Annotated in this window: 16 protein-coding genes; 8 read left to right on the forward strand and 8 right to left on the reverse strand. The window is 71.2% G+C overall.

Translation table 11 applies throughout. The features are described from left to right. Window positions 1-93: 93 nt before the first annotated feature. Entirely contained in the window at window positions 94-795 is a 702-nt protein-coding gene (locus OG485_RS34520; protein ID WP_328672488.1) for an SDR family oxidoreductase, read from the forward strand. 42 nt (window positions 796-837) lie between these two features. Here OG485_RS34520 and OG485_RS34525 read toward each other — a convergent pair whose 3' ends face one another. The 4 genes from OG485_RS34525 to OG485_RS34540 form a co-directional block, all read right to left on the reverse strand. Then, window positions 838-1,533, reverse strand: coding sequence for a glycoside hydrolase family 75 protein (locus tag OG485_RS34525; RefSeq protein ID WP_328672489.1), 696 nt, complete (start codon window positions 1,531-1,533; stop codon window positions 838-840). Window positions 1,534-1,737: 204 nt separating this feature from the next. Continuing rightward, a complete protein-coding gene (locus OG485_RS34530) occupies window positions 1,738-2,529 on the reverse strand; it encodes an aldo/keto reductase (protein WP_328674765.1) in 792 nt (263 codons plus the stop codon). 230 nt (window positions 2,530-2,759) lie between these two features. Beyond that, complete coding sequence (locus OG485_RS34535) at window positions 2,760-4,586, reverse strand: AMP-dependent synthetase/ligase (RefSeq protein ID WP_328672490.1); 1,827 nt, start codon at window positions 4,584-4,586, stop codon at window positions 2,760-2,762. Between the two features lie 499 nt (window positions 4,587-5,085). Next, window positions 5,086-5,958 (reverse strand): LysR substrate-binding domain-containing protein, encoded by an 873-nt coding sequence (locus OG485_RS34540; RefSeq protein ID WP_328672491.1) that lies wholly within the window; start codon window positions 5,956-5,958, stop codon window positions 5,086-5,088. Window positions 5,959-6,129: 171 nt separating this feature from the next. Here OG485_RS34540 and OG485_RS34545 point away from each other — a divergent pair, with 171 nt between their 5' ends. Further along, window positions 6,130-7,218 (forward strand): bile acid:sodium symporter family protein, encoded by a 1,089-nt coding sequence (locus OG485_RS34545; protein ID WP_328674766.1) that lies wholly within the window; start codon window positions 6,130-6,132, stop codon window positions 7,216-7,218. Between the two features lie 43 nt (window positions 7,219-7,261). Here the strand turns inward: OG485_RS34545 and OG485_RS34550 are convergent, their stop codons facing one another. Then, window positions 7,262-9,289, reverse strand: coding sequence for a sialidase family protein (locus OG485_RS34550; RefSeq protein ID WP_328672492.1), 2,028 nt, complete (start codon window positions 9,287-9,289; stop codon window positions 7,262-7,264). Between the two features lie 234 nt (window positions 9,290-9,523). On the opposite strand from OG485_RS34550, the gene OG485_RS34555 reads away from it, so the two are divergent. Further along, window positions 9,524-10,066, forward strand: coding sequence for an isochorismatase family protein (locus OG485_RS34555; RefSeq protein ID WP_328446307.1), 543 nt, complete (start codon window positions 9,524-9,526; stop codon window positions 10,064-10,066). A 146-nt stretch (window positions 10,067-10,212) separates the two neighbouring features. On the opposite strand, the gene fdhD is transcribed toward OG485_RS34555, so the two are convergent. Together fdhD and OG485_RS34565 are read right to left on the reverse strand one after the other, a co-directional pair. Beyond that, window positions 10,213-11,076, reverse strand: a complete 864-nt coding sequence (gene fdhD, locus OG485_RS34560; RefSeq protein ID WP_328672493.1) for a formate dehydrogenase accessory sulfurtransferase FdhD — start codon at window positions 11,074-11,076, stop codon at window positions 10,213-10,215. A gap of 175 nt (window positions 11,077-11,251) precedes the next feature. Next, a complete protein-coding gene (locus OG485_RS34565; protein ID WP_328672494.1) occupies window positions 11,252-12,223 on the reverse strand; it encodes a 2-dehydropantoate 2-reductase in 972 nt (323 codons plus the stop codon). Between the two features lie 445 nt (window positions 12,224-12,668). Here OG485_RS34565 and OG485_RS34570 point away from each other — a divergent pair, with 445 nt between their 5' ends. The 4 genes from OG485_RS34570 to OG485_RS34585 all read left to right on the forward strand — a co-directional run bounded on the left by OG485_RS34570 (window position 12,669) and on the right by OG485_RS34585 (window position 16,020). After that, on the forward strand, window positions 12,669-14,000 hold the full coding sequence (locus tag OG485_RS34570; RefSeq protein WP_328672495.1) for an OFA family MFS transporter: 1,332 nt from the start codon (window positions 12,669-12,671) through the stop codon (window positions 13,998-14,000). Then, window positions 13,969-14,103, forward strand: coding sequence for an MFS transporter small subunit (locus OG485_RS34575; RefSeq protein WP_326784583.1), 135 nt, complete (start codon window positions 13,969-13,971; stop codon window positions 14,101-14,103). Before OG485_RS34570 ends, OG485_RS34575 begins: the two co-directional genes overlap by 32 nt. Before the next feature lie 135 nt (window positions 14,104-14,238). Further along, window positions 14,239-15,186 carry a beta-ketoacyl-ACP synthase III gene (locus tag OG485_RS34580; RefSeq protein ID WP_328672496.1) on the forward strand — a complete coding sequence of 316 codons (948 nt, stop codon included), beginning with the start codon at window positions 14,239-14,241 and terminating at the stop codon, window positions 15,184-15,186. A 159-nt stretch (window positions 15,187-15,345) separates the two neighbouring features. Then, entirely contained in the window at window positions 15,346-16,020 is a 675-nt protein-coding gene (locus OG485_RS34585) for a GntR family transcriptional regulator (RefSeq protein ID WP_328672497.1), read from the forward strand. A 57-nt stretch (window positions 16,021-16,077) separates the two neighbouring features. On the opposite strand, the gene OG485_RS34590 is transcribed toward OG485_RS34585, so the two are convergent. Next, window positions 16,078-17,349: a low temperature requirement protein A gene (locus OG485_RS34590; RefSeq protein ID WP_328672498.1), complete on the reverse strand. Its 1,272-nt coding sequence runs from the start codon at window positions 17,347-17,349 to the stop codon at window positions 16,078-16,080. Window positions 17,350-17,591: 242 nt separating this feature from the next. On the opposite strand from OG485_RS34590, the gene OG485_RS34595 reads away from it, so the two are divergent. Beyond that, the gene (locus OG485_RS34595) at window positions 17,592-18,773 is read left to right on the forward strand and encodes an ROK family transcriptional regulator (RefSeq protein ID WP_328674767.1); all 1,182 of its coding nucleotides are present in this window, start codon (window positions 17,592-17,594) and stop codon (window positions 18,771-18,773) included. Window positions 18,774-18,814: the final 41 nt, after the last annotated feature.

The raw sequence follows: 18,814 nt of genomic DNA on the forward strand, positions 1-18,814 counted from the left end.
GGACCTTGACATCGAGCGCGCTCCAAGTGATGAACTCCCGGAGTCCGACGCACAGTCGGCCCGCGCCGGGCCGGACACTCCTGGGGGTACACCATGACCGATTCTCCTGTCGCGCTCATCACCGGTGGCGGAAGCGGCATCGGAGCCGCGGTCGCCCGCCGGCTGCTCGACGCCGGGCACCGGGTGGCCGTCACCGGTCGCGGAGAGGAGCGGCTGAACGCCTTCGCCGAGGAACTCGACCGCCCCGAAGGGCTGTTGACGATCGTCGGGCACGCGGCGGAGTACGACCAGGTGAGGGCCGCGGTCGAGACGACGCTCAAGGAGTTCGGGCGGATCGACACGGTCGTCGCCAACGCCGGTTTCGCCACCCATGACACGGTCGCCGAGGGCGACCCCGCCGGCTGGTCCGAGATGGTGCTGACCAATGTGCTGGGGCCCGCGCTGCTCATCAGGGCGTCCATCGACGCGCTGAAGGAGTCCCGCGGCCGCATCGTCCTGATCGGCAGTGTCGCCGGGCACGTGAACACGCCCGGCAACATCTACGGCGCGACCAAGTGGGCGGTGACCGGGCTCGCCGAGAACACCAGGCGCCAGGTCACCGAGTACGGCGTGGGCGTGACGCTGGTCTCGCCCGGCCGCGTGGAGACCCCGTTCTGGGACAGCTACGGCAGCCTGCCGCCGGGGCAGCTGCTGACGGCGGAGCAGCTCGCCGACTCGATCGTGTGGGCGGTCGGGCAGCCGGCGGGCGTCGACGTGAACACGGTCGTCGTCCGCCCGATCGGCCAGCCCGTCTGAGCCGTGCCCGGTGGGGTGCCGCGCACCCCACCGGGCAGGTCCTCAGTTGTTCTGCAGGAACTGCCTGGCCAGCGAGTCCCCGAGCGACACGGCCGCGCTGTGGCTCTCGATGGGGGACACCTGCGAGTTCTTGAACAGGATGTACGTCACGCCCGAGTCGGTCCCGCCCGTCTCCGGGTCGGGGTCGATACCGAGCGCGCTCGCGGTGGCGTACGACGCCTCACCGATGATCTGCGTCGGTCCGGTGTCGCCGACCACCGCGTACTCCACCTTGCCGTTGTAGATCACGGCGACCACGCCGCCACCCTTGATGCCCGAACTCGTGTACTTCCAGATGCTGCTGGTGCTGGGCACGACGACGTAGGGCAGCGAGTCGGCGCGCAGCGCCTGGCCGTTGGACTGGTGGAACGCGGTGTCGTCCTGGAACCAGGGGTCGGTGGAGCCGTTGCACTTGGCGGTGACCTGGCCGTCGCAGTCGATGTCCATGTCGGCCTTCCAGAACACGGCGCCGTTCTTGCCGCAGACGGGGACGGTGGCCGAAGTCTCCTCGTCGGTCCTGTACTTGCCGCTCGATATCTGCGAGCAGGACGTCACCTTGGCGAGGAGAGCGGCCGCGCTGACCGAACCCTCCTGCGCCGAGCGGGGGTTGGCGGTTCCGGAGGCGCTCGTCGGGAGCGCGGCGACGGCGAGCAGCGCCGCTCCGACGGCCGCGGACAGGGTCAGTGTTCGAGTGCGCACTGTGGGGGACCCTTCTGTTAGGAAACTTTCCTTACCGGGTTGCCGTACAAAGTGGCCCCGCTTGCATGACCGCGTCAAGGCCTGTCCCCGGATTGGTCCGGTCCAAGGGCACGAAAAAGCCGCCGGCCCGGATGCGGTGAGCATCCGGGCCGACGGCGTGCTGCCGGTCGGGCCGGCCGGCCGGCTCCGAAGCGGGCGGGCCGGTCAGCCGATGTCGAACGTGGCCGGGTCGGGACCCAGCCGGCGGTCCTCGTTCAAGGCCGAGATCGCCGCGATGTCCTCGGTGTCCAGGGAGAAGCCGAAGACGTCGATGTTCTCCTTGATCCGGGACGGCGTCACGGACTTCGGAATCACGACGTTGCCGAGCTGGAGGTGCCAGCGCAGGACGATCTGGGCCGGGGTGCGGCCGTGCTTCTGGGCGATGGCGACGATCGCCGGGACCTCCAGGAGGCCCTTGCCCTGGCCGAGCGGCGACCAGGCCTCGGTCGCGATGCCCTGCTCGGCGTGGAACTCGCGGGCCGCGCGCTGCTGGAGGTGCGGGTGCAGCTCGATCTGGTTGACGGCCGGGATGACGGACGTCTCCTCGATCAGCTTGGCCAGGTGCTCCGGCAGGAAGTTCGAGGTGCCGATGGCCTTGGCGCGGCCGTCGGCGTAGATCTTCTCGAAGGCCTTGAACGTGTCGACGTAACTGCCCTTGGACGGCGTCGGCCAGTGGATCAGATACAGGTCGACGTAGTCCAGGCCGAGCTTGTCCAGCGAGGTGTCGAAGGCGCGCAGGGCGGAGTCGTAACCCTGGTCGCTGTTCCAGAGCTTGGTGGTGACGAAGAGCTCCTCGCGGGCGATGCCGGAGGCGTTGACGGCCTTGCCGGTGCCCTCTTCGTTGCCGTAGATCGCCGCAGTGTCGATGCTGCGGTACCCGGACTCCAGTGCGGTGGCGACCGCCCGCTCCGCCTCGTCGTCCGGCACCTGCCAGACACCGAAGCCCAGCTGCGGCATCTCGACGCCGTTGTTCAGGATGATCGGGGGGACCTTGCTCACGAGCTCTCGATCCTTCAGTCGTCGGGTGGTGTTCGTATCGTCAACGATCACGGGCCGTGATGCATTCCTGACCGGGCTCCGGGCACGGAGAATCGAAGATTGGCTGAAATAGTCCGATCAATCATGCCGACGCTTGCGCCGGAGACCGATGCGGGTCTCCGCGCGCCCGCCCCGCGGTCCACCCGGGGTCACGTCCGGTAGAGCGCCTCGACCTCGGCCGTGTACGCCTTCTCGATCGCTTTGCGCTTCAGCTTCAGGGACGGCGTCAGCAGGCCGTGTTCCTCGGTGAACTGGTTGGCCAGTATCCGGAACGTGCGGATCGACTCGGCCTGCGAGACCAGCGTGTTGGCGGCGACCACGGCGCGCCGCACCTCGGTCTCCAGATCCGGGTCGCGCACCAGATCGCCGGCGGACAGCGGAGGCTTGCCGCGCATGTGGAGCCAGTGCTCGACGGCCTCGGAGTCGAGGGTGACGAGCGCGGCGATGTAGGGCCGGTCGTTTCCGACCACTATGCACTGCGCGACCAGCGGATGGTCCCGCACCCGCTCCTCCAGCACGCCCGGCGAGACGCTCTTGCCGCCGGAGGTCACCAGGATCTCCTTCTTGCGGCCGGTGATCGTGAGGTAGCCGTCCTCGTCCAGGGACCCGAGATCGCCGGTGGCCAGCCAGCCGTCGTGCAGGGTGGCGTCGGTGGCCTTGTCGTTGTTCAGGTAGCCCTGGAACACGTTGCCGCCGTTCAGCCAGATCTCGCCGTCGTCCGCGATGTGCACGGTCGTGCCGGGGATCGCCTGCCCGACGGTGCCGAACCGGGTGAGCTCGGGCGGGTTGGCGGTGGCGGCGGCCGTGGACTCGGTGAGCCCGTACCCCTCGTAGATGGTGACACCGGCGCCCGCGAAGAACAGCCCGAGCCGCCGGTCCATCGCCGAACCGCCCGACATGGCGTGCCTGACCCGGCCGCCCATCGCGGCCCGCACCTTGGAGTAGACGAGCTTGTCGAAGACCTGGTGCTGCATGCGCAGGCTCGCCGAGGGGCCCGGACCGGTGCCCCACGCCTTGGACTCGACGGCGTCGGCGTAGCGCACGGCGATGTCCACGGCCTTCTCGAAGGGAGCGGACCTGCCCTCCTTCTCGGCCTTGCGGCGCGCGGCGTTGAAGACCTTCTCGAAGATGTACGGCACGGCCAGGAAGAAGGTGGGCCGGAAGGCGGCGAGGTCCGGCAGCAGCGCGGACGCGTTGAGCTGGGGCTGGTGCCCGAACTTGACCCGCCCGCGGAACGCGGCGATCTGCACCATCCGCCCGAAGACGTGCGCGAGCGGCAGGAACAGCAGGGTGGTCGCCTCGTCGCCGCGCTTGGAGTGGAACACGGGTTCCCAGCGCTCGATGACGGTGTCCGCCTCGAACATGAAGTTCGCGTGCGAGATGACACAGCCCTTGGGGCGGCCCGTCGTGCCGGAGGTGTAGATGATCGTCGCGATGGATTCGGGGGTGACCGCGCGGCGGTGCCGGTGGACCACCTCGTCGTCGATGTGCGCGCCCGCCTCGTACAGCTCGTGCACCGCGCCCACGTCGAGCTGCCACAGCTTGTGCAGCTGGGGCAGCCGGTCGACGACCGTGGCGATGGTCATCGCGTGGTCCTCGTGCTCCACCATGACCGCCGACACCTGCGCGTCGTGCAGCATCCAGAAGACCTGCTCGGCCGAGGAGGTGGGGTAGATGGGCACGACCTGGGCGCCGATCGTCCACAGGGCGAAGTCGAAGAGGGTCCACTCGTAGCGGGTGCGGCACATGATGGCGACCCGGTCGCCGAAGCGGATGCCCTGGGACAGCATGCCCTTGGCCAGCGCCAGGACCTCGTCCCGGAACTCGGCCGAGGTGACGTCGCGCCACTGTCCCTGCTCGTCCTTGCGGCCGAGGGCGACGTGGAGCGGGTCCACCTGGGCATACTCGAACACGGCGTCGGCCAGGCCGCCCACCGGCGGCGCCGACGCCAACGGGGGGTTGGTGAACTCGCGCAATACCGCTCCTCGTGGCCTCCGCACAGCGCCGTGAAAGCTACCCCACCACGCGAGCGGACGGGAGGGGGCTCGAACCGCCGACGGGTACGGCGTCCGCACAGGTCAGCCACGGAAATGCCGCACAAGGGGAAGGGTCGGACAGAATCCCTTACGGTTCCGTAGGTTTCGAGTCCGTAATCTCCACGGAATCGCTACGTCCGGGAACGGGGATCCGACGTCACGGAGCGTCGATTCGGAATGTTCGATTCCGGGCTGTCGGGCGCCGGGATCGAGTGATCGGGGCCGCCGGGACCGGGTGATCCGGGCCGTCGGAACGGGGTGATCCGACCTCCGGGACCGGGCGATCCGGCTCCCGGGGGCGGGGCACGTACAGGCCCCGCCGCACGCTCGGCCCCGCCGCCCGCCGCACGAGCGGTTCCGCCGTCCGCCGCACGCCGGCGCCAGTGCCCGCTCGGCGGCGGAGCCCGCCCGGCCGCGCGGGACCGGGCAACCCGTGCTTCTAGTGGCGCCGCCCCCGATGCAGCCGGTCCCCGCCCGCGAGGATCGCCGTGGCGAGCGCGTCCGCGGCGTCCTGCGCGGACGGCCGCCGCCGGCCGTGCACCAGGACGAAGTCGACCTCGCCGAGCTCCGGGAGTCCCGCCCGCTCCGGCACCCGGACCAGGCCGGGCGGCACCAGCCCCCGCGAGTGGGCCATCACGCCGAGGCCCGCGCGGGCCGCCGCGATGAGGCCGTTGAGGCTGCCGCTGGTGCAGGCGACGCGCCACGGCCGGCCCTGGCGCTCCAGCGCTTCGAGGGCGAGCGCCCGGGTGATGCCCGGGGGCGGGTAGACGATCAGCGGGACCGGGCGGTCCGGGTCGAGCCGGAGCCGCTGGGCGCCGATCCACACGAGACGGTCGTGCCAGACGAGCTCGCCGCGCGGGTCCTCGGGCCGCCGCTTCGCCAGCACCAGATCGAGATGCCCGGCGGCGAGCTGTTCGTGGAGCGTGCCGGACAGCTCGACCGTCAGCTCCAGGTCCACCTCGGGGTGGTCGGTCCTGAACCCCTCCAGGATCTCCGGAAGCCGGGTGAGTACGAAGTCCTCGGACGCGCCGAAGCGCAGCCGGCCCCGCAGCCGGGTCCCGGCGAAGAACGCCGTCGCCTGTTCCTGCACCTCCAGGATCCGCCGCGCGAACCCGAGCATCGCCTCACCGTCCTCGGTGAGCTCGACGGAGTGGGTGTCGCGGGAGAAGAACTGCCGTCCGGCGGCGTCCTCCAAGCGGCGCACGTGCTGGCTGACCGTGGACTGGCGCACCCCCAGCCGCCTGGCGGCCTGGGTGAAGCTCAGCGTCTGGGCCACCGCCAGGAACGTACGCAGCTGGGAAGGGTCGTACACGGTTCCACGTTATCGCGATACGTGATGACAGTCAGAGCGGCATGACGGATTCCCGATCGCGCCCCGGAAGGGGACGATGGAGAGGGCACGATCCGCCGATGACGATCACCCGCACCGAACCGAGCAACCGAGCAGTGGAGCACCGTGAAACGCCTGAAGTGGCCGAGCTGGATGCCGGTCGACCCCTACATCCTGCTGCTGCTCGGGACCGTCGGTCTCGCCGCCCTGTTCCCGGCGAGCGGCCGGGCGGCGGATGTCGCCTCGGGCGCGTCCACGGCGGCCATCGCCTTCCTCTTCTTCCTGTACGGCGCACGCCTGTCCACCCGTGAGGCGCTGGACGGACTCAAACACTGGCGGCTGCACGGTACGGTCCTGATCTGCACCTTCGTGGCGTTCCCGCTGCTCGGCCTCGCCGCCCGCGGCCTGGAACCGGTGTTCCTGACGCACGACCTCTACACCGGTCTCCTCTTCCTCACGCTCGTCCCCTCGACCATCCAGTCCTCCATCGCCTTCACCTCGATCGCCCGCGGCAACGTGCCCGCCGCCATCTGCGCGGGCTCCTTCTCGTCGCTCGCGGGCATCGTCATCACCCCGCTGCTCGCCGCCCTCCTCCTCGGCAACAGCGGCGGCGGCTTCTCCACGGACTCGGTCGTCAGGATCGTGCTGCAACTGCTGGTGCCGTTCCTGGCCGGACAACTGCTGCGCCCCTGGACCGGCGCCTTCATCACCCGCCACAAGAAGGTCCTCGGCTACGTCGACCGCGGCTCGATCCTGCTCGTCGTCTACACCGCGTTCAGCGAGGGCATGGTGCAGGGCATCTGGAGCCAGGTCAGCGCCGCCCGGCTGGCGGGGCTCCTCGTCGTCGAGGCGCTGATGCTCGGCGTCATGCTCCTCCTGACCTGGTACGGCGCGAAGGCCCTGCGTTTCAACCGGGAGGACCGGATCGCCATCCAGTTCGCCGGGTCCAAGAAGTCGCTGGCCTCGGGGCTGCCCATGGCCGGCGTCCTGTTCGGCGCCCACGCCTCTCTCGCCGTGCTCCCGCTGATGCTCTTCCACCAGATGCAGCTCATGGTGTGCGCGGTGATCGCCAAACGCCGGGCCCGGGATCCCGAGGTGAGCGCCCGGCCCGGCCCGGACGAGCCGTCCGGTACCGGGGGAGCGACGGGCACCGGAGGCACGGCAGGAGGAGCGGGCCGCGCCACCGGCTCGGCCCGCTCCTCAGGGTCCCTGCGCTCCCCGGTCGCGACGACGGGACGCTAAGCCCGTCCGACGGCGGGTGGGCAGGAGCTGAGTGGCAGGGGCCCTAGTGGTCCCCGCTCACCCGGTCCAGGGGGAGCCACAGGACGGTGTCCAGGGTCACCTTCCGCGAGGGCGGCGCCGACAGTTCCTCATCGCTCAACACGCGTTCGTAGACCCGCACCTCGTCGATCGCCCCGGTGAAGTAGGCCCGGCTGTCCATCCGTTGGCCGATGTGCACGCCGAACGGCGAGTTCCGGCTCACCGATCCGGGCACGTCCGCCGTACTGACGGTCGTCCCGTCGATGAACAGGCTGAGCCGTCCCCCGCCGCGGCGCAGCGCCAGATGGTGCCACCCGCCGTCGTTGAAGGCGCCCGCGGTGCGGACGAAAGCCGTGGCCGGGGGCGACGCGCCGTTCCTGGTCGTGACGAGTCCGGTGATCCGGCCGGACGCGGGCTCCCCGCGCAGCCACACCTGGGGCTGGCTCGTACCGATCCCGCCCATCCACAGCAGGGGCTGTTCACCGCTGGTGGCCGTGTAGCGGAACCACAGGGACGCGGTGAAGTCCTTCGTCCCCAGCGGCAGCCGGTCCTGATACGGCAGTCGTACGGCGTCGTCGGTGCCGTCGAACTCCAGCCCGCCCCCGAGCACGCCGGCGGTCTCGCTCGCGCCGCCGAGCACCGCCGCCCGCCGGGTGAGCGGAGCGAGGTCGGCCGTCGTCGGGTCGGGGCCCCGGCGCGGCCGGAGCCAGTCCTCGGTGAAGCGGGCGAAGCGGATCTCGTCGCGCGCGTCGACCGCGCCGCCCTCGTACATCAGGCCCACGGTGTCGCCGTCGATACCCACCAGGTCGGAGTAGCCGGACCAGTCGGTGGTGACGACCGTCCCGCGGTCCACGCTGTCCCAGGTGCGTCCGCCGTCGTAGGAGGAGCGGATCGCCATGGTGCGGCGGCGGTCCGGGTCGGCGGGGCAGGAGAGCAGGATCCGGTCCCCGAAGCGCAGCGTCGAGCCCTGCACCTGGGGCGCGTACAGGTCGGGGACGTCACGGAAGGGGGACACGAAGCTGTCGCCGCCGTCCCGGCTGACCGCCTGGGTACGGTGGCCGAGGTCGGTCCCGTCCTGCTCGCGGCCGCTGATCAGGAGCGAACCGTCGGTGCGCTCGGTGAGGGTCATCTCGGACGGCTTCTGCCGGAAGGTGCCGTCGGCGGCGATCGGCCAGGTGTCGCTCGCCCCGATGTCCCAGTGGTCGCCGCCGTCGTCGCTGGTGATGAGGGCGGCGTTGTTGGCGGTGACCCGTCCGCCGTCCCAGGTCTCCGTGTTGACGGCGAACACGAGCCGTCCCGCGTGCCGGCCGCGGGTGAGCTGGACGCCGTGCACCGGACCGGTGGCGTACCAGGAGTTCCAGTTCGCGGGCAGGATCTCGGAGCTGAGATCGCGCGGCTGCGACCAGCTCAGACCGTCGTCGTCGCTGTACTGGAGATGCGGGGTGCGGTCGCAGGGCACCGAGCAGCTCGCGCTGTCCGTACGGCCCGTGTTGTAGGTCTCCGCCAGCACGATCCGGCCGGTCTCGCGGTCCACGATCGGTGTGGGGTTGCCGTGGGTGTCCCCGTTCCCTTCGTTGACGACCTGGAGCGGGCTCCAGGTACGGCCGCCGTCGGTGGAGCGCTTCACGACGATGTCGATGTCGGCCGCGTCCCCGCAGTTCAGGATGCGTCCCTCGGCGAACGCCAGCAGCGTTCCCGCGGTCGTCCGGACGACCGCGGGGATACGGAAGCAGGCGTAGCCCGGGTCCTGGGAGGCCTTGAACAGCACCTGCTGCTCGAACTCGCCTCCGGCGGCGGCTGGTTCGGCCCGCGCCGTGCCCGGGAGCACGACCAGTGCGGCGATGCTGAAGGCGGAGGTCAGGGCGGCTGTGAGGCGGGCCCGGGAACGGGGTCCGGACCCGGCGCCCAAGGAGGGGCCGGTGCGGGTGCGGGTGCGGCTACGCGGGCCGGGGCCCGGCCGGGCGGAGGGGGCGGGGCGGGGACGCGTACGGGAGCGGCGTCCGGGGAGGGCTGCGAGGACGGATCTCAGACGGGTGGCGAGGCGTGACGGCATGGTGCGACCTGCCCTTCGTACGACGGCTGGGCAATCTGGATTCTCCGGACATCCCACGTCCAACGTTCGCGCCGCAGAGGCTACTTGGGCCCTCACGCACCCCACAAGGAGCGGGTACCGGTCGTGTTCGCGCCAGAATTTGCGTGCCTGCGCGTCCGCTCGGCGAGGAGTAGTTCACGGGCTTGTCGACCCGGATTTCCGGTACGGACGGCTGATGCGGGCTAACGTTCCGTCATGACCGCACCCGAAACCGAACCCCGCCTCGCCCTCGACCCGGCGCGCACCGCACTCGTGCTCGTCGATCTGATGGAGCGCATCGTGGCGTTGCCCCTGGAGCCGCACAAGGGGACCGAAGTTCTCGCCACCGCCGAGGAGTTGGCGGAAACCTTCCGGAAGGCGGGCGCGCTCGTCGTGCTCATCCGGGTCGAGCGGTCCGGAGTCGCGGAGCAGCCGCCCGGGAGCGGACTGGTCGCCGGACTCGTCGCGGAGGGTGACCTGGAGATCGTGAAGCGGACCATCGGCGGGTTCCAGGGCACCGGCCTCGACGAGCGTCTGCGTGAACACGGCGTCTCCACCCTGGTGTTCGGCGGAATCGCCACCAACCTCGGGGTCGAGTCGACCGCTCGTGCCGCCGGAGACCTCGGCTACGACCTGGTCTTCGTCGAGGACGCGATGGCCGCGTTCACCGCCTCCGAACACGACGCCTCCGTCCGTCTGGACTTCCCGCGCCTCGGCACGGTCGTGACCGCCGGTGAGGTGCGCTTCTCGGTCCGGTGAACCCCGGGCGCGGGTGAAACCCGTCGCGTACGGCGGTGGCGGTGGCGGTGGCGGTGGCGGTGGTCCGGGCCGAGGCGGGGCCCCTCCGGCGCAGGGGGCGCTCCCCGCCGTTCGGGACCCCGCCGCCGTGCCGCGGGGAGCCGGGGTCAGCCCTGGCCGGCCGTGGCCCGCAGGGCGACGCGGTGCTCGCCCGCGTACACGTTCATGTTGGCGCCGCGCAGGAAGCCGATCAGCGTCAGGCCGGTCTCCGCCGCCAGGTCGACGGCCAGGGACGACGGAGCGGAGACGGCCGCCAGCATCGGGATACCCGCCATCACCGCCTTCTGCGCCAGCTCGAAGGACGCCCGGCCGGAGACCAGCAGGACCGTCCGGGTAAGCGGGAGCGTGCCGTTCTGCAGGGCGCGGCCGACCAGCTTGTCGACCGCGTTGTGCCGGCCCACGTCCTCGCGGATGTCGACCAGCTCGCCGTCCTCGGTGAACAGCGCCGCCGCGTGCAGGCCCCCGGTCCGGTCGAAGACCCGCTGGGCCGCGCGCAGCCGGTCGGGGAGGCTCGCGAGCAGGTCGGGCTCCAGCCGCACCGGGGGAGTCGTGCCGCCCGCCGTGTCGTCGATGGTCCAGCGGGCTGTCGTACGGACCGCGTCCAGGCTCGCCTTGCCGCACAGGCCGCACGAGGACGTCGTGTACACATTGCGTTCGAGGGTGATGTCGGGGACGACGACACCGGGTGCCGTCCGCACGTCGACGACGTTGTACGTGTTGGAGCCGTCCTCCGTGGCTCCCGCGCAGTACACGATGTTCTGGAGCTCGTCGGCCCGGCCCAGCACCCCTTCGCTCACCAGGAAGCCCGCGGCCAGCGCGAAGTCGTCGCCCGGAGTGCGCATGGTGATCGCCAGGGGCTTTCCGTTGAGCCGGATCTCCAGCGGCTCCTCCGCGACGAGCGTGTCCGGGCGGGAGCTCACGGCTCCGTTCCGGACGCGGATCACCTTGCGTCGTTCCGTGACTCGTCCCATGTCCTGATCAGTCCCGCTTCCGTACGTGCGGCCGGCCGGATCGGCTGTCGCGATCGCCGGTTGGCGTTCGGGTCGTCCGGGGGCGTGCCGTACGGGCGACCTTCACGTTCTCATTGTCCTGCACCCGCGGAGCGGGCCGGGGGGCGCCTCGCCGGGCGGGCGGCCCGCTCCGCGCTCATGCCGCGCACCGTAGCGCGAGCAGATCCGAGATGGCGTGCACGGTGCGCAGGGTCGGGACCGGCACCCCGGTGATCTCCGCCAGTTCCACGACGGCCGCGAGCAGCACGTCGAGTTCCAGCGGCTTGCCGCGTTCCAGGTCCTGGAGCGTGGAGGTGCGGTGGTCGCCGACCCGCTCGGCACCCGCGAGGCGCCGCTCGATGGACACGCCCACCTCGCAGCCGAGCGCCCGGGCGACGGTCAGCGTCTCGGTCATCATGATCTCGATGACCCTGCGTGTCCCGCCGTGCAGGCACATCTGCCGCATCGTGGCGCGGGCCAGCGCGCTGATCGGGTTGAAGGAGATGTTGCCGAGCAGCTTGAGCCAGATGTCGTTGCGCAGGTCCGGTTCGACCGGGCATTTCAGCCCGCCCTCCCGCATGGCGTCGCTGAACGACCGGCAGCGCGCCGAGACGGAGCGGTCCGGTTCCCCGAGGGAGAACCGGGTGCCTTCGAGGTGGCGGACGACGCCCGGTCCCTCCAGTTCGGTCGCGGCGTACACGACGCACCCGACGGCCCGCTCCGGGGCCAGCACCGCGCTGACCGCGCCGCCCGGGTCCACGCTCTCCACCCGGTGGCCGTCGTGGGGTCCGCCGTGCCGGTGGAAGTACCACCAGGGAATGCCGTTCTGGGCGGCGACGACCGCCGTGGTGTCGTGCAGCAGGGGCTCGATCAGCGGCCCGCACGCCGCGTACGAGTTGGCCTTCAGGCCGAGGAAGACGTAGTCGACCGGACCGATCTCGGCCGGGTCGTCGGTGGCGTGGGCGTGCGCGGTGAAGTCACCGCGTGGACTGAGGACTTGGACGCCGTGCTGCCTCATGGCCGCGAGATGCGGTCCACGGGCGACGAGATGCACGTCGGCGCCCGCGCGGTGCAGAGCGGCGCCGACGTAGGCGCCGATCGCACCGGCGCCGAGAACTGCGACTCTCACGGTGTGGCGCTCCGTTCGGTCGAGGGTACCGAGGAACTGCCGAACTCTGTCGACGAAATATTGTCTACAGGATGGAATGAGGGGTGACAAGGGTCCGCACCGGACCGGACCCGGCGCCGCCGTGGCCGCCGCCGCGGGCTGAGCGGCCAGGGCGAGGCGGGCGGGCAGCCGGGGTGGCGCGGGTGGGCCGGTGAGGCGGGCGGAACGCCGGGGTGATGCGGCCGGGCTGCGAGGCGGTACGGGCGGACCGGTGGGCGGTAGGGACGGACCGGTGGGTGGTACGGGCGGACCGGTGGGGTGGCCGCCGCCGGACGGGCCCGGGTGGCCGCCGGCGCCCGGTCGGGTGACCGTTCGTCGCGTCAGGGATACCGCTCATCGCATACGGTCGACGGGTTTTGGTCAGGCCGCTTCACAGCCGGGCGACCGCTTTCTATCGTCCCGGATCATGAGCCCTCCTGTCGCACCCCCCGGTTGGAGCCGCTGGCTCGTCCCGCCGGCCGCCCTGTCGGTCCATCTCTCCATCGGCCAGGCCTACGCCTGGAGCGTCTTCAAACCGCCGCTCGAATCCGCGCTCGGTCTCAGCGGAACCCAGAGCGCCCTGCCCTTCCAGCTCGCCATCGTGATGCTCGGCCTGTCGGCCGCGTTCGGCGGCACCCTCGTCGAGCGCAACGGTCCGCGCTGGGCCATGACCGTCGCCCTCGTCTGCTTCTCCTCCGGTTTCCTCATCTCCGCGCTCGGCGCGGCCACCGAGCAGTACTGGCTGATCGTCCTCGGCTACGGCTTCGTCGGCGGCACCGGCCTCGGCATCGGCTACATCTCACCCGTCTCCACCCTGATCAAGTGGTTCCCGGACAGGCCCGGCATGGCCACCGGCATCGCGATCATGGGCTTCGGCGGCGGCGCGCTGATCGCCTCGCCCTGGTCCGCCCAGATGCTGAAGTCGTTCGGCTCCGACTCCTCCGGGATCGCGGTCGCCTTCCTCGTCCACGGGCTGACGTATGCCGTGTTCATGAGCCTCGGCGTGCTGCTGGTGCGCGTGCCGCGCGGCGAGAAGCCGTCCCCATCCGCTCCGAGCGCGCTCGACGGAGTCCAGGTCTCGGCCCGCAACGCCGTCCGCACCCCGCAGTTCTGGTGCCTGTGGGTCGTCCTGTGCATGAACGTCACCGCCGGCATCGGCATCCTGGAGAAGGCCGCCCCGATGATCACGGACTTCTTCGCGGACACCTCCACCCCGGTCACCGTCTCCGCCGCCGCCGGGTTCGTCGCCCTGCTCTCCGCCGCCAACATGGCCGGCCGGATCGGCTGGTCCTCGACCTCCGACCTGATCGGACGCAAGAACATCTACCGGGTCTACCTCGGGGTCGGCGCCCTGATGTACGCGCTCATCGCCTGGCTCGGAGACTCCTCGAAACCGCTGTTCATCCTGAGCGCGCTGGTGATCCTCTCCTTCTACGGCGGAGGCTTCGCCACGGTCCCCGCGTACCTGAAGGACCTGTTCGGCGCCTACCAGGTCGGCGCCATCCACGGCAGGCTGCTCACCGCCTGGTCCACCGCCGGGGTCCTCGGACCGCTGATCGTCAACCGGATCGCCGACCACCAGGAGGCGGCGGGCAGACACGGATCGTCCCTGTACGGAATGTCGTTCCTGATCATGATCGGGCTGCTCGCCGTCGGCTTCGTCGCCAACGAGCTCGTACGCCCCGTGGACGCCCGCCATCACATCCCCGCACCGAGGGAGGCCGCCGATGTCGCACGACAGCAGCCCGAGTCCGCCTGACCGGCGGGCCCTGACCGCCTTCGCCTGGCTGTGGGTGGGCGCGCCCCTGTGCTACGGCGTCTACGAGCTCGTACAGAAGGCCACCCAACTGTTCTCGGGGTAGTTGTTCGGACATCCCAAGGTCTGACAGAAGCCGACAAGCCTGGCGCCGCAATCCTGTGGCTTCACCTGCCGCCGTACTCGTGAGTCATTGATCAGACTGGTGGATCCCGCACACGAAGCACGAGGGGGACCACTCATGAACGGCACACGGATCGCCGCCGTCGGTCACTATCAGCCCGCCAAGGTCATCACCAACGAGGACCTGGCGGGCATGGTCGACACCAGTGACGAGTGGATCCGGAGCCGTGTCGGCATCCGGACCCGCCATGTCGCCGGGCCCGACGAACCGGTCGACGAGCTGGCCGCGCACGCCGCCGCCAAGGCGCTCGCCTCCGCCGGTCTGGCGCCCGGCGACATCGACCTCGTCCTCGTCGCCACCTCCACGGCCGTCGACCGCTCCCCGAACATGGCCGCGCGCGTCGCCGCCCGCCTCGGTATCCCCTCGCCGGCCGCGATGGACGTCAACGTGGTCTGCGCCGGGTTCACCCACGCCCTCGCCACCGCCGACCACGCCGTGCGCGCCGGTGCGGCGACCCGGGCGCTCGTCATCGGCGCCGACAAGATGACCGACGTGGCTGACTGGACCGACCGCACCACGTGCGTCCTCGTCGGGGACGGCGCGGGGGCCGCCGTGGTCGAGGCCTGTCCCGAGGGCGAGGAGCCCGGCATCGGGCCGGTGCTCTGGGGTTCGGTGCCCGAGATGGGGCACGCGGTACGCATCGAGGGCACCCCCTCGCGGTTCGCGCAGGAGGGGCAGAGCGTCTACCGCTGGGCCACCACACAGCTCCCGCCGCTCGCCCGCAAGGCCTGCGAGCGGGCCGGCCTCGTGCCCGAGGATCTCGCCGGGGTCGTCCTGCACCAGGCCAACCTGCGCATCATCGAGCCGCTCGCCCTGAAGATCGGCGCGGTCAACGCCGTCGTCGCGCGCGATGTCGTCGACTCCGGGAACACCTCCGCCGCGAGCATCCCGCTTGCCTTCTCCAAGCTCGTCGAGCGCGGGGAGATCCCCACCGGCGCCCCGGTCCTGCTGTTCGGCTTCGGCGGCAACCTCTCCTACGCGGGGCAGGTCGTCCGCTGCCCGTGAGGCGACCCGAGTCGTCCGTGCGGCCCCCCCGCTTCCCCGGGTGTGACAAGCCCGACTCCCATGCCTGTGACGGGTTTGTGCGCCGTAGACTGTAGGCGAAAGACAATTGATAATCGACTTTCCTATCGCGGCGACGACGCTGCCCAGGGAGGGACCGTGATGTTGTCGACAGGCCTGCCTCAGGGAGCGGTACCCAGGCTCGAGCGGCCCGGCCCGCTCCGTGACCGCGTCTACGAGGCGCTGCTCGAACTCATCACCACCCGCGCCCTGCAGCCGGGCCAGCACCTGGTCGAGAGCGAACTCGCCGGTCATCTCGGAGTCTCCCGGCAGCCGGTGCGGGAGGCTCTGCAGCGGCTGAGCACCGAGGGCTGGGTCGATCTGCGGCCCGCCCAGGGCGCGTTCGTGCACGAGCCGACCGAGGCGGAGGCCGACCAGCTCCTCACGGTCCGTACGCTCCTGGAGGCCGAGGCGGCCCGGCTCGCCGCCGCCAACGCGGATCCCGCCGCCATCAGCGCGCTCGAAGACCTGTGCACCGAGGGCGAACGGGCGGTCGCCGAGGACGACGTCGACGCCGCGGTCGCGACGAACGCGCGGCTGCACGCCAAGGTCATGGAACTCGCCGGCAACACCGTCCTCGCCGAGCTCGCCGCGCAGGTCGACCGCCGGGTCCGCTGGTACTACACACCCGTGGCCCGGCAGCGCGGGCGGCAGTCCTGGACCGAACACCGCGAACTGATCGCCGCGATGGCGGAGCGCGACGGACAGCGGGCCACCGCGGTCATGCGGGCGCACACGGAGCACACGCGGCAGATGTACCACGACCGCGAGAAGTAGCCGGCCCGCGGCCGCCGCCAGCTCCGCCGGTCGGTCGGTGGATGCCGTCTCCCACCGTCAGGCGGCGGGCGCCGTCACCGTGCGGGGGCCGGTGCCTGAGGGCGACCAGCGGGCCTCCGCGCCGAGCATCACCACCAGCACCCCCACCAGCGCCAGCAGTTCGACGACCGCCGAGAACCGGATGCCGAGCAGCGCCGTGGCCGCCGCGACGGGTACCGCGACCGCGCGGAACGTCACCGGCCACAGCCGCAGCACCGAACGGAACGCCACGTCCCCGGCGAGGAACAGCGCGACCCCGCCCGCGAGCGTCAGCGCGGGCCCGGTGGCGGACTGCTCGGTGAGATGGCCGAGCGTCTTCTTCACACCGGCCGCGCAGTAGGCGATGCCGAGCAGCATGGGAAGGAAGGCGTAGTAGTACGCGTTCATCGCCAGGCGCCAGCGACGGTCCGGCGGTGTCGCCGTGAACACGGCCTCCGCCGCGTGTTCGTCGCGTACGAAGTACGTCCACCACAGGGCACCGGCCAGCGCGAGCGCGAGGAAGGCACCGACGAACAGATCCACGGTGAGCGGCCGGCTCCCGATCCCGATGCCGATCGCGATGACGGACTCGCCGAACGCGACGATGAGCAGCAGCCCGTGCCGCTCGACGAAGTGGGCCGGGTCGAGCGCCCCCAACTGCGTGCGCAGCACCACGGCGTCACGCCCGCCCCGGCGCCTGGCCCCGTGTTCGGCGAGGAACGGTGTGACGAACTGCAGGACCAGAGCCAGCAGCCACAGACCGTCGGCGCGCGGGCCGTCGAACAGCCCCGCCGCCGTGACGGCCAGCGCGGCGAGCGCGTTCGGCACCGCGTACCAGACGACATCACGGCCGTGGCTGCGGGTGTAGAGCGCGCTGTGTACGAGGACGACGGCCAGGAAGCCCAGGCCGAAGACCACACCGCCGTCGTCGAAGGCGCGCGGGATGGCCAGCGCGCACACCAGGAACGCACCCATGCCCAGCATCAGCAGGATCCGCCGTGAAGGCCGGTCGGGCGGAACCTGGTTGGTGAGATACGCGTACGCGCCGTACATCCAGAACAGCACCACGAAGATCAGCGCGACGCGGGCCGCCGTCGCGAACGACAGATCGGCGGCGAGCAGCACGGTGAGCTGGGTGAGGGTGAAGACGAAGACGAGGTCGAAGAAGAGCTCCAGCGTACTGACGCGCCGCCCCGCCTCGTCGCCCGCCGACTGGGCGGTCCCGCCCGCCGACCGCGTGGTTCCCTGTGCCGCCGAACGCTCCGCCTCGGCCACCGGTGTGTGCCCCGGACCGTCCCCTGCCCTGTTCATGTGTCCCCCCGCGACAGATGGTCTGCGGAGATCGTATGCGGCTGTCTCGCCGCGAGGCGGGGTCCTTCGCCCTCCGATCTCTCTTTGTCCTGCGAGTGGAGAAAGTGTGCTGCAATCCCTGCACGACTTCTTCCCACTCCCGGCAGCCACTGCTACGTTCCCCTCGAAAGCACGACCGGTGACGGTGGCCGGAACCTGCCGACGCGGGTGCCGACCGGGGCGGGGAGGGGTTCGTGAGACGTATGACGGCGCGACCCGCGAACGCCCATCAGGCCCGGCTGCTACGGCTGTTGCGTGACGGCGGCCCCAACTCCCGTGCCCAGCTCGGCGATCACATCGACCTCTCCCGGTCGAAGCTGGCCGTCGAAGTGGACCGGCTGCTGGAGACCGGCCTCGTGGTGGCCGACGGACTCGCCGCCTCGCGGGGCGGCCGCCGCTCCCACAACATCCGGCTCGCACCGGCGCTGCGGTTCCTGGGCGTCGACATCGGCGCCACCTCGGTCGACGTGGCCGTCACCAACGCCGAGCTGGAGATCCTCGGACACATCAACCAGCCCATGGACGTACGCGAGGGCCCGGTCGCCGTGTCCGAGCAAGTGCTGTCCATGGCGGCCAAGTTGAGGGCTTCGGGGATCGCGGAGGGATTCGACGGGGCGGGGATCGGCGTTCCCGGTCCCGTCCGCTTCCCCGAGGGTGTTCCGGTCGCCCCGCCGATCATGCCGGGCTGGGACGGCTTCCCGGTCCGCGAGGCACTCAGCCAGGAACTCGGCTGTCCGGTCATGGTCGACAACGACGTGAACCTGATGGCCATGGGGGAGCAGCACGCGGGTGTCGCCCGCTCCGTGGGCGACTTCCTCTGCGTCAAGATCGGTACCGGCATCGGCTGCGGCATCGTCGTCGGCGGAGAGGTCCACCGTGGTGCGACGGGCAGCGCCGGCGACATCGGGCACATCCAGGCCGTGCCCGACGGGCGTCCGTGTGCCTGCGGCAACCGGGGCTGCCTGGAAGCCCACTTCAGCGGTGCCGCGCTCGCGCGCGACGCCGTCGAGGCGGCCCAGCAGGGCCGCTCGGCCGAACTCGCCACGCGACTGGCGGCGAACGGCACGCTGAGCGCCGTCGACGTGGCCGCGGCCGCCGCGGCGGGCGACGCCACCGCGCTCGATCTGATCCGCGAGGGCGGCAACCGCACCGGCCAGGTCATCGCGGCGCTCGTCAGCTTCTTCAATCCCGCCCTGGTGGTGATCGGCGGCGGGGTGACCGGGCTCGGCCACACCCTGCTCGCCGCCATCCGCACCCAGGTCTACCGCCAGTCGCTGCCCCTCGCGACCGGCAACCTGCCCATCGTCCTCGGGGAACTGGGCCCGGCCGCCGGAGTCATCGGCGGGGCCCGGCTGATCAGCGACCACCTGTTCTCGACCGCGTAGACCACCTCCGGAAATCGGACCAACGGCGCCGGGTCGCGCTC

Origin of the sequence: Streptomyces sp. NBC_00328, assembly GCF_036139655.1 — a bacterium.
Taxonomy (GTDB): domain Bacteria; phylum Actinomycetota; class Actinomycetes; order Streptomycetales; family Streptomycetaceae; genus Streptomyces.

Excerpts from the sequence above, each read along its gene's own strand:
- OG485_RS34520 (WP_328672488.1), top strand. The coding sequence starts at position 94 with ATGACCGATTCTCCTGTCGCGCTCATCACCGGTGGCGGAAGCGGCATC.
- OG485_RS34530 (WP_328674765.1), bottom strand. The coding sequence starts at position 2,529 with ATGCCGCAGCTGGGCTTCGGTGTCTGGCAGGTGCCGGACGACGAGGCG.
- OG485_RS34545 (WP_328674766.1), top strand. The coding sequence starts at position 6,130 with ATGCCGGTCGACCCCTACATCCTGCTGCTGCTCGGGACCGTCGGTCTC.
- OG485_RS34550 (WP_328672492.1), bottom strand. The coding sequence starts at position 9,289 with ATGCCGTCACGCCTCGCCACCCGTCTGAGATCCGTCCTCGCAGCCCTC.
- OG485_RS34555 (WP_328446307.1), top strand. The coding sequence starts at position 9,524 with ATGACCGCACCCGAAACCGAACCCCGCCTCGCCCTCGACCCGGCGCGC.
- fdhD (WP_328672493.1), bottom strand. The coding sequence starts at position 11,076 with ATGGGACGAGTCACGGAACGACGCAAGGTGATCCGCGTCCGGAACGGA.
- OG485_RS34570 (WP_328672495.1), top strand. The coding sequence starts at position 12,669 with ATGAGCCCTCCTGTCGCACCCCCCGGTTGGAGCCGCTGGCTCGTCCCG.
- OG485_RS34575 (WP_326784583.1), top strand. The coding sequence starts at position 13,969 with ATGTCGCACGACAGCAGCCCGAGTCCGCCTGACCGGCGGGCCCTGACC.
- OG485_RS34580 (WP_328672496.1), top strand. The coding sequence starts at position 14,239 with ATGAACGGCACACGGATCGCCGCCGTCGGTCACTATCAGCCCGCCAAG.
- OG485_RS34585 (WP_328672497.1), top strand. The coding sequence starts at position 15,346 with ATGTTGTCGACAGGCCTGCCTCAGGGAGCGGTACCCAGGCTCGAGCGG.
- OG485_RS34590 (WP_328672498.1), bottom strand. The coding sequence starts at position 17,349 with ATGAACAGGGCAGGGGACGGTCCGGGGCACACACCGGTGGCCGAGGCG.
- OG485_RS34595 (WP_328674767.1), top strand. The coding sequence starts at position 17,592 with ATGACGGCGCGACCCGCGAACGCCCATCAGGCCCGGCTGCTACGGCTG.